The sequence below is a fragment of the Streptosporangium vulgare genome (genome assembly GCF_042428775.1).
GTDB lineage: Bacteria > Actinomycetota > Actinomycetes > Streptosporangiales > Streptosporangiaceae > Streptosporangium > Streptosporangium vulgare.
Window position 1 is genome coordinate 1 of the sequence record NZ_JBHMBS010000042.1, and the last position, 14,082, is coordinate 14,082.

The window sequence follows — 14,082 nt, forward strand, 5'->3', positions numbered from 1 at the left end:
CGCTGGAACAACTCCCACAACTCATCAGGGACCAGCCGCTGAAGGAACGCATCCACGCCATATCCAACGAGCGATCGCCAAATGAGTCACGCTCTTAGAGGACTCGCGCCAGGAATTCGGCTTAGAGGTCGAGAATGCCGGTGTGGCAAGGACTGGGACGGTCTACGGCTGAGGTGAAGTTGATGGGGAGGAACAGGAGACGCTGATGTGTTGGGTGCGGCGGGCGAAGTCGTAGCAGGTGCTGGCGATGCGGTCGAAGATCGTGCTTGCGTGCACGCAGGGACGGTCGAATGTTGAGGTGGCCGCCGATTTGCGGATCCATGTTAGCGAGGTGGGTAAGTGGCGGCGCCGGTTCCTGGCTGAACGATTGGAGGGCTGCAGGATGAGCAGCGTCCAGGCAGGCCACCGTCGATCATGCTGGATCAGGTCGAAGACGTGATGGTGGCGACACTGGAGAAGACGTCGAGGAACGCCACACATTGGTCACGGGCATCGATGGCGAAACGATCCGGACTGTCGGATGGAAAAAGATCGCTGACGAGATCCTCAACTCACTCGCCCGATATCTATAGCGGATTTCTAGCGCCGGATATTAGGGTTCGACGAACTTGTTGACGGCGCGTTGCGTCTATAGCTTTTCCTCACGGATCCGGGATACACCCGGCTGACGGCGACGCAGCAGTTTATGGGCACAGCCGAGTACGTGTCACATGAGCCTTCGGTCGTCCGGTGTGGCGGGCGCTCAGGTGTGGGAGGGGCGGCGGGAGGCGATCACGTCGATGACGGCCACGACCAGCGCGACCAGCACGAAGGCGATGGTGACCAGCAGCGAGTGCTGGAACGCCGTCGCGTAGTCGCCGCGTGAGGAGGCGACCTCGGCGAAGAACACCGAGCCGATCGCCGCGATGCCCACGGCGGTGCCGATGCGCTGTCCCGTCTGGAGCACGCCCCCCGCGGAGCCCGCCCCGGCGACCGGCACCTCGGACAGGGTCAGCGTCTGGTTCGGGGAGATCACCAGGCCGCTGCCCAGGCCGGCGAGGAGCAGCGGCACCGCGATGGCCCAGGCCACGTGCGTGCCGGGGACCAGATGCACGGCGAGCGCCGTGACGGCGAGGAAGATCGCGACCAGCACCAGCCCGGCCACCACCAGGGGGCGGCCCAGCCGGGTGACGATCCGGCCGCCGAACAGGGACGTCACGGCCGACCCTCCGGCGAACGACGTGGTCGCCAGCCCCGCCTCCAGGGCCGAGTAGCCCAGCCCGTTCTGCAGGTACAGGGTGAGGACGAAGAAGATCGCGGTGAAGCCCGCGAAGTAGAGCGTCCCGACCAGGGCGCCGAGCGCGTACGAGCGCCTTCGGAACAGGGACAGGTCGACCACCGGCTGGTGACGCCGCCCGTACCGGCGCTCCCAGGCCACGAAGGCGGTCAGCACGGCGAGCCCGCCGAGCAGGGACGGCCACTTCGCCGAGGCCTCCCACTCGTGTCCCTCGACGAGCGGCAGGAGCACCAGCACGACGCCCGCGGCGAGCAGCAGCACGCCCACGGGGTCCATGGTCTCCCGTGGCCGCTGCTCCTTGGCGGTGGGCCGGATGTAGCGGTAGGCCAGGGCCACGGCCAGGATGCCGATCGGCACGTTGACGTAGAAGACGAGGCGCCACCCGTCTGTGTCGCCGCCGAGGTTGATGAGCACCCCGCCGAGCAGCGGCCCGATCGCGGTCGAGACGCCGATCACGGTGCCCAGCATCCCGAACGCCCTGCCCCGCTCCGCCCCCCGGAAGAGCTGCTGGATCAGCCCGCTGACCTGCGGATTGATCACTCCGCCCGCGAGTCCCTGCACGAGTCTCGCGACGACCAGCAGGGTCGGGTCCCCGGCGACCCCGGCCGCCGCGCTGGCCAGGGTGAACAGCACGACGCCGAAGACGAACGCGTTGCGCCGCCCGTACATGTCGCCGAACCGCCCGGCGGGGACCAGCACCAGCCCGAAGGTGAGCGCGTACCCGGACACCACCCACTGCAGGGCGCTCTGCGGGGCCTCCAGCCCGGTACGGATGGAGGGCAGCGCCACGTTGACGATGCTCACGTCCAGCAGGGTCATGAAACCGGCGACGAGGCAGACGCTCAGCGCCTTCCAGCGGCGCGGATCGGCTCCCTCGCGATGCTGGGGGGACGTCGCCCTGTCGGGTCCGCTGCTCATCCGGTCGCGTGGGGGAGCGGTGCCCCGGCCCGTGATCGGCTGAGGATCATCATGACCGCCTCGTTCCCCGCATCCGGTTGATCTCTCCACATTTCAGCAGCGCATACGTACCCTTTTCCGACTTCCGAATCACCATTCATCATCCGGGATGGGACGGGCCGGGACGGCTCCGGCCCTCGCGGTCACTTCCGCGAGGGCCGGAGCCGTCCCACCCCGGTGGGCGGGACATGGGGAAACGGGAACCAGCGTGGCGAGGGCCACGAGGAAACGGGAACCAGCGTGGCGGGGCCATGGGAACGGAAACGGTGCGGCGGGCGGCCCCATCACCGCCCGCCGCACCGTTCCGTCTGGGTATGGCCACACTTCGGCCGGTGAACCTTCCGGCCGGTCGATCCCTCGGACGGTACTGTCACCGCCGGCGCGAGAGACCACCCCGCGTCACGTCACGGGCACGACACCTCGCCGCTGGCGGCCGGGACGTTCACCGCGCTCCAGGCGGCCTTGACCGCGTTGACCTCCACGCAGCCGCTCGGGAAGAGCGACTTGGCGGCGGCCACGGTGGCACTCCGCGCCTTCGCGTGCGTCCACGGCGCGGTCTTGCTGTTCAGCCCGGCCTGGAAGATCCGGCCGGCCTTCTGGATGCCGATGCCGGTCAGGGTGGTCGGACCCGAGCAGACGGAGCTGGCCGGCTTGCCCACCGGGTTGGTGCCCTCGGCGAGCAGGTAGAACCAGTGGTTCTGCGGGCCCGCTCCCGCGTGCACCTCGAAGTTGAAGGGGGAGCTGTAGCAGTTCGGGTGTCCCTTGGCCGAGGGGTTGTACATGTTGCGGATCTCGCCCGAGCCGGTCAGGTTGACCTCCTCGCCCACCAGGTAGTCCGGCGGGTCGAGGGTGGCGGGCTGGTTGGCGTAGTGCTCGGTCAGCGCGCCGAAGATGTCGCCGGTCGACTCGTTCAGGCCGCCGGTCTCGGTGCTGCTGCCCCCGCTGCCTCCGGAGTACTGGAAGACGGCGTGGCCGTACTCGTGGCCGACCACGTCCATCGGGGTGGCCTGCCTGGTGTTCGCGCTGTTGCGCCCGAAGTTGGTGTAGCTGCCGTTCCAGTAGGCGTTGACGGCGCTCAGGCCGACCCGGGCCGGGAAGGCGCCGCCCGAGCCGTTGAACCCGTTGCGGCCCAGCCAGCCGCTGAGCATGTTCCATTCCGTCTGGGCCGCGTACAACGCGTCGACGCAGGCGGTCTCCAGGTTGGTGCCCGAGCCGTTGCCCCAGGCGTTGTCGGTCCCGGTGTAGGCGGAGCCGTTCTGGCCACCGCAGCGCAGGCCGGGGCGGGTGGTGTCGGTCATCGAGTACGAGCTGCCCGAGCCCGAGGTCTGGATGGTCACCGGGTTGCCGTTGTAGTAGCTGTTGCCGGTCCCGGCGCGCACGTCGTCGTAGGAGTCGACGATCGACCCGTCGAGGGCGTCCACGAAGACGTGCAGGACGCTCGGAGCCTCGGCGGTGGCGCCGTTGACGACCACCTCCCAGGCCAGCTTGGGCGTCGTGGTGGTCGCGTGCACGACCAGTTTGGGCGTGGCCACACTCTCCACGGTGGGCAGCTGCGCGCGGGCGGTGGCGGTCGCCGTCTCGGCGTCCACCTTGCTCGTGACGTCGATCGTGATCCTGGCCTGCAGGCCCGACTCCACGGATCCGACGAGTTCTCCGGCCCGGTCGGTGGAGACGACCACCTCACCGCCGTAGACCGGCAGCCCGCGGTAGGTGCGCGCGTAGGTCAGGTACTGCAGGCCGTGGGCGCCGGCGATGTTCCTGGCCAGGGTGAACTTCTCGTTCTGTCCTTTGAGGACGGCTTCCGAGCGGGCGGCGAGGGTCGCGTTGGCGGTGGTGACCGCGCGGCTGCGCGACTCCGCGTCCGGTGGTGCGAACACCGGCGGCTCGGCGGAGGCGGTACGGGCTGCGGCGGCGTCCGCCGGGGTGGCGGCGTTCACCGCCGTGGGGGTGGTCATGGCGGCGACGGCCAGTACGGCCACGGCGCCAAGCTTGACCTTCGGATTCACGCGGGGTGACTCCTCTCGGTGTCCCTTGGGGGGTAGGAGGGATGCAAGGAGCCCTAAGAGTCCGGGCTCCATAAAGTTGGCACCGAGAAGGGCCGCTGAGTACCTAGCAAAGTTCCATAACGCGGTGATATGGGCTGGTACGCATAACGGCACGGTCCTCTTCGCGGGCGCTCTCACCTGCGCGGGAGCGTCCTCGGACGGCCCGGGCCGTGCCCGCCGTCCCGTGAACGCCGTCTCGTGACAGGCCGGGATTACCCGAGTCGGGACGGCTCGCAAGGTTGGGTCTTCTCAAGGGCCAGGCCGGCGGGTTATCAAGAGCGGTACCTCCGCTCCATCCGGTCCGCCGTGACCCACCCCGTCCCGGCCACCCTCGGCTATCCGCCCCGATGTTGATGAAGGACGACATGCGTCAGTGCCGGCAAGTGATCTCGCGAATCCTCAGCGTCGCCGCCCTGCTCGCCGCCATGCTCGCGGTCGGGCCTCTCTCGGTCGTGAACGCGGCCGGTCCTCTCCAGGCCGGTCCTTCCCAAGCCGGTCCTTCCCAGGCCGCCGCGAGCGCAGAGGCGGCCCTCCCCTGGCTGTGGGGGTACGCGTACGTCAGGAGTTCCTCCGTGGTGGACGCCGTCCACCAGGACGGCTCGTGGCCGTACGGGCTCAAGGCCGAGGTCTCACCGGGAGGGCCCGGCCAGGTGTTCGTGAAGTTCCCGCAGATCGGCATCGCCTCCGGGGGAGTCGCCCACGTCACGGCGATATCCCGGTCCGCCGACTGGTGCCAGGTCCAGGAGTGGTGGCAGTCGGGCGCCGACGAGATCGTGGCGGTGCAGTGCTACCGCTACGGCGGCACCCCGGTCTTCACCCCGTTCTCCGTCGTCTTCGGGCACAGCGCCCAGCTGCCGCGCGCGCCCGGGGCGTTCGGCTACGTGCACTGGAACGGCTCCGCGGTGGCCGGGCAGTTCAACTCGTCGGCACCGGGTGCCGTGAACTCCGTCCTGGCCTCGTCGTCCCCAGGGACGTGGCAGGTCACCCTGCCGGGGCTCGGCTCGACGGGCTACGCCGGAAACATCCAGGTCACGGCGGTCGATCCGGCCGTGCCCGCCCGCTGCAAGCTGAGCGGGTGGACCCCGTCGGCCGCCCAGCAGAGAATCGTGGTGAGGTGTCACGACGCGGCCGACATGCCACTCGACACCGGGTGGAGCCTGACCTACCACCGCGAGCGCACCGTCGTCTCGACCGTCCCGCAGTACCGCTTCGCCTACACCTTCAACAACGAGCCCGACAGGGATGGCGGCTACTGGCCGATACCGGTGGCCGTCAGCCACAACTCCCGGGGAGGGGCCGTCCGGATCGACCACGTGGGGATCGGCCGCGTGAACGTGCTCTTCAGCGATGTCACCGCCGGATACCGCGACAACGCCCAGGTCACGGCCTTCGGCTACGGGCCCGAGTTCTGCAACCTGTACACCCCCTGGGAGTCCTACCCCACCTACCCCGCTTACGTGAACATCCGGTACGTCACCTGCTACAACGGCACCACCCAGGTCGACCATCCCTCGATGGTCACCTACCTGTCCGCCTCCAGCTCCAGCTCCTGACCGCCGGGCGTTCTCCCGGCCGGACGACGGGCGGCGCGGCGTTCCGTCACGAGGCGCCCCCGTGCCGGAAAGGACAGGAATCCCAAGGTTTCCGACCTGTGTGACCGCCCTCCTTGGCACGCGGCCGGTACGGCGACACGGTTGGACCATGAAACAGACAGCACCGACCGGCCGCCGGTGGGGCCGCTTCGCCCGGCACTACGCCGAGATGGTCATCGCGATGTTCGCCGGGATGTTCGTGCTCGGCCTGCTCCTGTCGGCCGCCGGGCTCGGCTTCTCCCACGACCGGCAGCCCGAGCTCGCGTACCTGCTGATGGCGTTCGACATGTCCGTCGGAATGGCCGCCTGGATGCGCTACCGGGGCCACGGCTGGGCTCCCACCCTGGAGATGTGCGCCGCCATGTTCGTCCCCGTCGTGCCGCTCTTCCCGCTGCTCTGGCTGGGGCTCATCGACGGCGGGGCGCTCATGGCGATCGCCCACGTGGCGATGTTCCCGCTGATGCTGGCCGCCATGCTCCGGCGCCGCGACGAGTACGCGGGCTGCGCGGGCTGAGACCGGCGACCGCCCGGACCGTGTTCCCCGCGGGGGCTGGAACAGCCTCCGGGCGGTCGCCCGCTCACCTCACCCGGATCACGCCACATCCGGCGGGGCGGGGCCTTCCCGTACACGATCCCGGCGCGCGGCGGCGCATTCCCATCGCCGGTGGCGATCGACGGGCCCGAACCGCGGGGAGCCGCTGAACGCTCAGCCGGTGGCGTGTTCCCAGTAGGGGTCGCGGTAGAGCATGACCGAGGTGCCGCGGAGCAGCTCGTCGGGGGCGGAGATCAGCACGAGCTCGCCCTGGGCCTCCAGGCCGCGCAGGATGTCGCGGACGCGCGGGCCGACCGGCAGGCGGCCCACCGGCAGGTGGAGGGTCTCGCGGACCAGGTCGGCCACCTCGGAGAGCCGGAACGGCCCGGTGAGACCGGCGATCAGCCCGCGGACGATCTCAACGGTGATCACGGACTCGGCCTCGGCGTGGGCGAGCTGCCAGGTCAGCTGAGCCCTGCGCCGGCCGGTTCCGGCGCAGGCGGTGCAGGGCTGGGAGAAGCCGGGCACGATGTCCTGGACCGTGGTGCCCAGGCAGGTGGTGCACTGGTCGGTCTCCGCCGCGTGCAGCTCCGCCGCCGCCCGGTCGGCGAGCTGCCTGCCGCACACGCACAGATAGACCCGGAACCCGCCGCGCACCAGGACGAGGTCGTCGGCGTCGTCCGGTACCTCTTCCCACAGCGCGGTGATCGTGTGCTTTCTCATCGTCGTGCGACTCTACCGTTCCAGACTCGTCGCGGCCCCGTCACGGGCCTGCCACCGGCCTGTCGCGGCCCCAGCGCGGGCATGTCGCGGAGCCGCCCGGTCCCGTCACGGCAGCATGACCGGGACCAGCCTCATGGGAGCGCTCCACAACCACTCCTCGGTGATGTAGGTGGAGGTGAGCAGCGTCATCAGGCCCAGGGTGCGCTCGGTCGCGGTGGAGGGGTGGGCGCCGCAGTCGCCGAAGCGGCACATCCACAGCTCCAACATGCTGTCGTCGGAGAGCTGCTCGTGGACCGAGGGCCGTCCCGCGGGAATCCCGTCCCGCCAGATGTCGACCGACGGGCTGGTGGACGGGAACGCCCCGGCCAGCACCCCGCCGCCCGAGGTGACCGCCCTGCCGACCCCGTCGCGCACCGGCAGGATGCCGCCGGACTGGAAGAGCACCACCCCGCCCCCCGGCGGGCTGGCCACGCGCAGCACCTCCACCGGGGAGGACTGCTCGGCGCCCCACAGCTCGCCGGTCTCCAGTGGCGGGCACGACTCCGGCTCGGCGCCCAGGCGGCGGATGACCTCGTCCTCGGCCACCTCGCCGACGAAGGCCACGCACAGCTCCTCGTTGTAGTCCTCGTACGAGAACATCATCGCGTCGACGGTGTCCTGGAGCTCGCGGAACCTGGGGCTCACGCTGGGGGCTCCCGGCAGGTGGGCGAAGAGGCCGGCCATCTCGGTGAAGAGGGCCTGGGCGCCGGGGGAGCGGCCCGCGATGCACGGCCGCCAGGGGTCGGCGCCCGCGGCGAGCAGGATCCGCACGGCGTCGTCCCAGCCGTGGCGAACGGCCTCCCACAGCGGGGTGGCGCCGTCGGCGTCGACGGGATCGACCTCCGCGCCCGAGGCGAGCAGCAGCTCGATCACCTGTGTGGCGCCTTCCTGGGCGGCCTGGTGCAGGGGGGTCGTACGCAGCCACGGCAGCCGCCGGCCGGGGTCGAACCCGTTCGCCAGCCGGTGGCGGATCTGCGCCAGATTGGTGTCGCGCCACGCGTCGACGTCCGCGGCCCACTCGTCTTCGCCCACTTCTATCCCATCTTGTCGTGCTGAGCGGATCCAACCAGGTCCGTACGACAGTTCTCGGCCAGAGAGCGTCGCGAGAGGCGGTCGGCGGTGCGGGTGGTCTCGGGGAGGCGGTAGCGGGGCGTCAGGTTCAGCACGTTGTGGCAGGCGGTGTCGAGGTCGACGCGGTGACCGGTGGAGACGAAGACGGGTTTGACCCCGTCCCGGGTGCGCAGCACGCGGCCGACGACGTCGCCGTCCAGCGTCAGGTCGGTCCACGCGCCCCGCTCGGGCGCGGGCTCGGGGTAGGTGCCGACGAAGGCCGTCTTGCCGACCCCGATCGTGGGCAGCCCCGTGAGCACGCCGAGATGGCAGGCCAGGCCGAAGCGGCGCGGGTGCGCCAGGCCGTACCCGTCGCAGACGACCAGGTCGGGCGGCGCGGACAGGCGCCCGAGGGCGTCCAGCAGCGCGGGGACCTCGCGGAAGGCGAGCAGGCCGGGGACGTACTCGAAGGTCACCCTCCCGGCCACGGCGACCTCTTCGACGATCTCCAGCGTCGTCCCGTCCAGGACGGTCACCGCCGCGGCCAGCCGGTCCCTGTCGTAGGCGACGTCCACTCCCGCGATCCTGGAGGGGTGGCGGGGTCCGGGACCGGTCAGGTCGAGCAGTGCTCTGAGCTCGTCCTGGACGGCCTCGGCCTCCGTGACAGTGCGCGGCATTTGTACCTTCATAACTACATGATCGCTACTTTTATAGTATGACGTCATATTTGGGTACGGTTCATCGGATTCTTCGGTGGCCGGTGAAGTCGCTGCGGGGCGAGGAGCTCCAGGAGGCGCGTTTCGACGCCCGGGGACTCGCCGGCGACCGGGCCTACGCGCTCTGCGACGAGAGCGAGAACCACGCGGGCAGGGTGCTGACCGTGCGGCGGCGGGTGGAGATGCTGCACTGGCGCGCCGCCTACGGTTCCCCCGGGAAGGGCTACCCGGAGAAGGGCTCCCCCGGGGACGGCTCCCGAGGGAACGACGGTGACGCGCCGAGGCCGACACTGACCGGACCGGACGGCGTCACGTGGGACTGGGACGCCCCCGGCCTGGTGGACGCGCTGGCGGAGTCGCTGGGCACGCCGCTGAGCCTGCGCGCCGCCGACGGGCAGCAGGACCGGGGCCCGACCGTGCTGGTCACCTTCGAGGCGTCCCTGGCGACCCTGGGCGACGAGCTCGGCAGGCCGGTGGACCTGCTCAGGTTCCGGCCCAACCTGCATCTGGAGACCGACGCGCCCGCGTTCGACGAGGAGGCCTGGGCTCCCGGCACCACGGTCACCGCGGGCGAGACGGAGCTCACCGTCACCGGCGACCACTCGGGCCCCTGCATCAGATGCGTCGTGCCCAGCTGGGACCCCGAGGGACGCGAGCGCTGGCCCGAACTGCAGAAGTGGCTGATCGGCGAGCACGAGAACAAGTTCGGCGTGATCATGCGGGTCACCCGCGCCGGCACCGTCCGCCTCGGAGACCGGGCCACCGCGACCCCCGGCCCCGCCGATCCCCACCGCTGATCCGCGCCGTGCCCTTCCCCCGACCCCGTGTCTCCGGACACCGTCCCGTCCGTCTCCGACCCGCTCACCTCCCCCTCGGCCCGCCGGGACCCGTCCGGTGCGGCGCACCCCGGTTCTCACCCGGCCGGATTGCCCGCCGGTCCGGCCGGAAACTAGGGTGCGTGGGGAGAGGCACGGGAAGTCGGGGAAAGGGTGGACCATGTCGGTGCTCGTGGCGTTCAGCGTGACCCCGATCGGGGCGGGAGAGGACGTCGGCGAGCTCGTCTCCGAGGCCGTGCGCGTCGTCCGCGCCTCCGGCCTGCCCAACAGGACCGACGCCATGTTCACCACGGTCGAGGGTGAGAGCTGGGACGAGGTCATGGCCGTCGTCAAGGACGCCGTCGCGGCGGTCGAGGCCCGCGCCGGGCGGGTCAGCCTCGTCCTCAAGGCGGACATCCGCGAGGGGGCGGGCGGCCGTCTGGAGACCAAGGTCGCCACCGTCGAGCGGCATCTCGCCCCGTAGCGCCTCTCGCGTCCCCGCCTGACGCCTCCGGATGCCTCCGGGCGGCCCGTCTCGCCCAGAGCGTAACGGGAACACCGGCGGAGCCGAGATCGTTCTGCAGGCACGGGCAGGTTTCGGGAGCGCAGGAGCGTGAGCCGCATGGCGGGCAGCAGATCGATCGGGCGTCTCCTCGCGGGCGGGCTGGCGCTGGCCGCCGCCGGCTGGGCGTTGAAGGACATCCCCGCGGAGCTCGGGGGCAAGGCCGAGGGGGAGCGGCTGGAGCGGATGCGCCGCTCGCCGAGGTTCCACGACGGCGTCTTCCACAACTCCATGCCCGGCGGCTTCGTGCCCTCCCCGCAGAGCGCGCGGGAGGTCGCCTGGAACATGCTCCGCAACCGTGAGGAGCGCCGCCCGGCCGCCGCGATCCCCGTGGTGACCTCACCGTCCGGAGGGCCGTCCCCGGCGGGGCTGAGCGTCATCTGGTACGGCCACGCCACCGCGCTGCTGGAGATCGAGGGCCGCCGCGTGCTCGTCGACCCGGTGTGGAGCAGGCGCGCCTCGCCCTCCCAGATGGTCGGCCCGCGGCGCCTGCACCCGGTGCCGGGGCCGCTGGCGGGCCTTCCGCCGCTGGACGCGATCGTGATCTCGCACGACCACTACGACCACCTCGACCGCGCGACGGTCCGCGGGCTCACCGCGCTGCAGACCGCCCCGTTCCTGGTGCCGCTGGGCATCGGCGCCCACCTGGAGCGGTGGGGCGTGCCCGCCTCCCGGATCGTCGAGCTCGACTGGGACGAGGAGGCGACCGTCGCGGGCCTGCGGTTCGTCGCCACCGCCGCCCGCCACTTCTCCGGCCGCACCCTCAACCGGAACGTCACCCTGTGGGGCTCCTGGGTGATCGCGGCCGGGGAGAAGAAGGTCTTCTACGCCGGCGACTCCGGATACTTCGACGGTTACGCGGGGATCGGCGCCGCGCACGGCCCGTTCGACCTCACGCTCATGCCGATCGGCGCCTACAACGCCGCCTGGCCCGACATCCACATGGACCCCGAGGAGGCGGTCAACGCCCACCTCGACCTGGGCGGCAGGCTGCTTCTCCCGGTCCACTGGGCGACCTTCGCGCTCGCCACCCACCCGTGGGCCGAGCCGGTCGACCGCCTGTGGCGCGAGTCCAAGGCCCGCGACGTCCGCATCACCGTTCCCCGCCCGGGCGAGCGCGTCGACACCGTCGACGTGCCCATGCTGGAGAACTGGTGGGAGACGCCGCCCGGCGACGAGACGTCCCGCCCGCGCCGGGTTCCGGCACCGGTGCCCGCCTCTCCGCCCCTGGGCTCCGACCCCAGGCTCTGACTGACTCCACACGGTGAGCCCGTACGGCGACCCCAGGCCCGACCCCGCGCGACCTCGCACGGCGACCCCAGGCCTGACCCCGCACGGCGACCTCGCCAGCGACCCCGCGCGGGCTCTCAGGCCCCGGTGTCGTGCGGACTCTCAGGCCCCGGCGGTCCTCGCCGACAGGCGGGTGCGGACGACGAGGTCGTGCACCGCGTCCGCCGACGGCGCGGTGTCGGGAAGGCCGGAGGAGTCCCGGGCCTCCTCCAGCCGTCCGGTCAGCCGGGCGACGTCGTCCGCCAGCCGCTCCGGCCCCGGCGCGCCCGGCGGCGGCGAACCGTGCTCGGCGAAGCGCTTGGCGGCAACCAGGTCGCCGAGATACGGCGGGCCGCCGGAGAGCCGGGTGAGGTCGGCCTCCAGCTCCCCGGTGCGCATCAGATGGATGCCGGTGAGCAGCACGCGGAAGGTGTAGAGCAGGGGCTTGAGCTCGCCGGAGCGCTCGAACAGCCGCCACTGGGTGCGGGCGAAGCCCAGATAGTGGTGGGCGTGATGGCGGGTGACGCAGCCGGGGGCGACGGCGACCATCTCCTGGTGGACCGGCGAGGTGGTCACCACCAGCGGAGAGAGCAGCTGCTCCAGCACGTAGCCGTTGCGGCGCAGCAGCAGGCGGCAGAACTTGGCGAGGTCGTGGGTGACCAGGTCCACCTCGACGCCGTCGCGGACCCAGGAGCGGGTGAGGGTCTCCTCGCCCGTCCGCAGGCCGACCACCTCCTCCAGCGGCAGCAGGTGCGCGCCGCGCAGGTCGACGTCGGAGTCGTCCGAGGGGAAGCCGTACAGGTGGGCCCCGCTGACCGTGGCGAAGGCGGCGGGGTGTGTCTGACCGGCGGGGATCTCGGCCAGCCAGGAGGGCAGGGTGACGGTCACAGCGCCGCCTCCCTGGTGCGCGCCAGGTATTCCTCCACGCGCCGCCGGTCGGGCTCGGCGGGCAGCGCGTCCGCGTCGCCGAACCTCGCCACCAGCTCGGAGCGCCAGCGGTCGACCTCGTCCCAGGAGAGCTCTCCCCGCCGTACGGCGAGCAGCCGGTCGCGGTGGGCGTCCATCCGGACCAGGGGCTCGCCGTGGCGGGCCAGGTGCAGGCCGCTGAGCAGCAGGCGGATCATGTGCATGGCCTGCTTCCACTTGGGGCGCGCGGGGTCCAGGCGGCGGAACTGGGCGTCGGCGTATCCGGCGAAGGTCCGGTTGGCGCGTCCGGACACGAAGGCGTCCCGGAGGGCGAGCAGTTCCTCGCCCGCCGCGGTGGCGTGCTCGACGATCGGCGACCACAGGCACTCCAGGACCGTCGGGTTGGCCTCCAGCGCGAGGCCGCAGAACCGCTCGACCTCCCACGAGAACTGCTCGGGCAGTGGCCCGTCGACGTGGGTGGGCGGCTTGGCCAGCCGCCAGAACATCCGGGTCGGCGCGACGAAGACCCCGCGCCGGTCGACGTCCGACTCCTCGGTCTCCAGCCCGTATGCCCGCGAGCCGACCACCACCGACAGTATCGAGTGATCCGGGACGTACCGTACCTCCATCCGCACAGCCTGCCAGGCCCGCGCCCGGCGCGGGTACGGGTTTTCGCACGTGGCGCGCGGATGGTCACGGGAGATCGGCCGTTCCCGGGCGAGGCCGGGTGAGACGGATCCCGCCGAAGGCCCCGGCGGGTCAGGCCGCCGGTCCGGGACCCGTCGTCAGGCGGCGAGGGTGGCGTGCATCTCCCAGACCAGGATCTCGGACGGGCCGGTCGCGGTGACGCGCTGGCCGCCGGTGGCGGTGAAGCGGACGGCGTCGCCCTCGGCGAGGTGCCCGGCCCCCTCCAGGTCGACCGTGCCGCGGGGGACGAACAGGTGCAGGAACGGCGCCTCGGGCAGTTCCACGCTCTGGCCCGGCTGGAGCCTGGCCACGTGCAGCGCGGCGTACCTGTTGTTGATGCGGATGGCGCTGCGGCCCGCGTCCCTGGCCATGCCCGAGGCGACCGGGACCAGGGCGCCGCCGAGCAGGTCGGCGTCGATCTCCAGCTGCTCGTAGCCGGGGGTGAGCCCGCCCTCGTCGGGCACCACCCACATCTGGACGAAGTGCACCGGATCGGTATGCTGCTCACCCTGGAGCCGCCACGAGTCGTTCTTCTCCGAATGGAGGATGCCCGTCCCCGCGCTCATCCGCTGGGCCAGTCCCGGATAGATCACCCCGGAGTGGCCCTCGGAGTCCTGGTGGACGAGGGAGCCGCGCAGCACCCAGGTGACGATCTCCATGTCCCGGTGGGGATGGGTGTCGAAGCCGGTGCCGGGCTTGACGATGTCGTCGTTGTTGACGAGCAGCACGCCGTGGTGGGTGTTGCCCGGGTCCTGGTGGCGGCCGAAGGAGAAGGAGTGCTTGGAGTCCAGCCACTGGATCTTGGTAGCCGGACGTTCGCCCGACCTGCGGATGTCGACGTTCATGCCTGGTCGTCCTCTCACCTTTGTTGTTGAAACTTAAACTAAAGAGTCGTGTGAAATGTTCCGCGCAT

General features: G+C 71.2%; 14 protein-coding genes. 6 read left to right on the plus strand and 8 right to left on the minus strand.

The annotated features are described in order from the left end of the window. Nucleotides 1-247: 247 nt before the first annotated feature. Complete coding sequence (locus tag ACFFRH_RS41250) at nt 248-439, plus strand: helix-turn-helix domain-containing protein (RefSeq protein ID WP_386163411.1); 192 nt, start codon at nt 248-250, stop codon at nt 437-439. A gap of 303 nt (nt 440-742) precedes the next feature. Here the strand turns inward: ACFFRH_RS41250 and ACFFRH_RS41255 are convergent, their stop codons facing one another. After that, the gene (locus ACFFRH_RS41255; RefSeq protein ID WP_386163413.1) at nt 743-2,194 is read right to left on the minus strand and encodes an MFS transporter; all 1,452 of its coding nucleotides are present in this window, start codon (nt 2,192-2,194) and stop codon (nt 743-745) included. Between the two features lie 443 nt (nt 2,195-2,637). Further along, nucleotides 2,638-4,239: a M4 family metallopeptidase gene (locus tag ACFFRH_RS41260; protein ID WP_386163415.1), complete on the minus strand. Its 1,602-nt coding sequence runs from the start codon at nt 4,237-4,239 to the stop codon at nt 2,638-2,640. Nucleotides 4,240-4,661: 422 nt separating this feature from the next. On the opposite strand from ACFFRH_RS41260, the gene ACFFRH_RS41265 reads away from it, so the two are divergent. Further along, a complete protein-coding gene (locus tag ACFFRH_RS41265; protein ID WP_386163417.1) occupies nt 4,662-5,831 on the plus strand; it encodes a hypothetical protein in 1,170 nt (389 codons plus the stop codon). A 148-nt stretch (nt 5,832-5,979) separates the two neighbouring features. Then, entirely contained in the window at nt 5,980-6,384 is a 405-nt protein-coding gene (locus ACFFRH_RS41270; RefSeq protein WP_386163419.1) for a hypothetical protein, read from the plus strand. A gap of 192 nt (nt 6,385-6,576) precedes the next feature. On the opposite strand, the gene ACFFRH_RS41275 is transcribed toward ACFFRH_RS41270, so the two are convergent. The 3 genes from ACFFRH_RS41275 to ACFFRH_RS41285 all read right to left on the minus strand — a co-directional run bounded on the left by ACFFRH_RS41275 (nt 6,577) and on the right by ACFFRH_RS41285 (nt 8,891). Beyond that, a complete protein-coding gene (locus ACFFRH_RS41275) occupies nt 6,577-7,125 on the minus strand; it encodes a hypothetical protein (RefSeq protein ID WP_386163421.1) in 549 nt (182 codons plus the stop codon). A 105-nt stretch (nt 7,126-7,230) separates the two neighbouring features. Then, complete coding sequence (locus ACFFRH_RS41280) at nt 7,231-8,196, minus strand: ankyrin repeat domain-containing protein (RefSeq protein WP_386163423.1); 966 nt, start codon at nt 8,194-8,196, stop codon at nt 7,231-7,233. Nucleotides 8,197-8,198: 2 nt separating this feature from the next. Beyond that, nucleotides 8,199-8,891, minus strand: a complete 693-nt coding sequence (locus ACFFRH_RS41285; protein ID WP_386163425.1) for an endonuclease V — start codon at nt 8,889-8,891, stop codon at nt 8,199-8,201. 83 nt (nt 8,892-8,974) lie between these two features. On the opposite strand from ACFFRH_RS41285, the gene ACFFRH_RS41290 reads away from it, so the two are divergent. The 3 genes from ACFFRH_RS41290 to ACFFRH_RS41300 all read left to right on the plus strand — a co-directional run bounded on the left by ACFFRH_RS41290 (nt 8,975) and on the right by ACFFRH_RS41300 (nt 11,558). Beyond that, nucleotides 8,975-9,727, plus strand: a complete 753-nt coding sequence (locus ACFFRH_RS41290; RefSeq protein ID WP_386163427.1) for an MOSC domain-containing protein — start codon at nt 8,975-8,977, stop codon at nt 9,725-9,727. A gap of 199 nt (nt 9,728-9,926) precedes the next feature. Further along, nucleotides 9,927-10,229, plus strand: coding sequence for a thiamine-binding protein (locus tag ACFFRH_RS41295; RefSeq protein ID WP_446697433.1), 303 nt, complete (start codon nt 9,927-9,929; stop codon nt 10,227-10,229). Nucleotides 10,230-10,367: 138 nt separating this feature from the next. Beyond that, nucleotides 10,368-11,558, plus strand: coding sequence for an MBL fold metallo-hydrolase (locus ACFFRH_RS41300; protein ID WP_386163429.1), 1,191 nt, complete (start codon nt 10,368-10,370; stop codon nt 11,556-11,558). 141 nt (nt 11,559-11,699) lie between these two features. On the opposite strand, the gene ACFFRH_RS41305 is transcribed toward ACFFRH_RS41300, so the two are convergent. From ACFFRH_RS41305 to ACFFRH_RS41315, 3 genes are all read right to left on the minus strand, one after another. Then, entirely contained in the window at nt 11,700-12,464 is a 765-nt protein-coding gene (locus ACFFRH_RS41305) for a nucleotidyltransferase domain-containing protein (RefSeq protein WP_386163432.1), read from the minus strand. Next, the gene (locus tag ACFFRH_RS41310; RefSeq protein WP_386163434.1) at nt 12,461-13,111 is read right to left on the minus strand and encodes a nucleotidyltransferase domain-containing protein; all 651 of its coding nucleotides are present in this window, start codon (nt 13,109-13,111) and stop codon (nt 12,461-12,463) included. Before ACFFRH_RS41310 ends, ACFFRH_RS41305 begins: the two co-directional genes overlap by 4 nt. A 156-nt stretch (nt 13,112-13,267) precedes the next feature. Next, nucleotides 13,268-14,014, minus strand: coding sequence for a pirin family protein (locus ACFFRH_RS41315; protein ID WP_386163436.1), 747 nt, complete (start codon nt 14,012-14,014; stop codon nt 13,268-13,270). Nucleotides 14,015-14,082: the final 68 nt, after the last annotated feature.

What these genes read in the sequence shown, in the direction of transcription:
- ACFFRH_RS41250 (WP_386163411.1), top strand. Translation starts at nt 248, where the DNA reads ATGCGGTCGAAGATCGTGCTTGCGTGCACGCAGGGACGGTCGAATGTT.
- ACFFRH_RS41255 (WP_386163413.1), bottom strand. Translation starts at nt 2,194, where the DNA reads ATGAGCAGCGGACCCGACAGGGCGACGTCCCCCCAGCATCGCGAGGGA.
- ACFFRH_RS41270 (WP_386163419.1), top strand. Translation starts at nt 5,980, where the DNA reads ATGAAACAGACAGCACCGACCGGCCGCCGGTGGGGCCGCTTCGCCCGG.
- ACFFRH_RS41275 (WP_386163421.1), bottom strand. Translation starts at nt 7,125, where the DNA reads ATGAGAAAGCACACGATCACCGCGCTGTGGGAAGAGGTACCGGACGAC.
- ACFFRH_RS41285 (WP_386163425.1), bottom strand. Translation starts at nt 8,891, where the DNA reads ATGCCGCGCACTGTCACGGAGGCCGAGGCCGTCCAGGACGAGCTCAGA.
- ACFFRH_RS41295 (WP_446697433.1), top strand. Translation starts at nt 9,927, where the DNA reads ATGTCGGTGCTCGTGGCGTTCAGCGTGACCCCGATCGGGGCGGGAGAG.
- ACFFRH_RS41300 (WP_386163429.1), top strand. Translation starts at nt 10,368, where the DNA reads ATGGCGGGCAGCAGATCGATCGGGCGTCTCCTCGCGGGCGGGCTGGCG.
- ACFFRH_RS41310 (WP_386163434.1), bottom strand. Translation starts at nt 13,111, where the DNA reads ATGGAGGTACGGTACGTCCCGGATCACTCGATACTGTCGGTGGTGGTC.
- ACFFRH_RS41315 (WP_386163436.1), bottom strand. Translation starts at nt 14,014, where the DNA reads ATGAACGTCGACATCCGCAGGTCGGGCGAACGTCCGGCTACCAAGATC.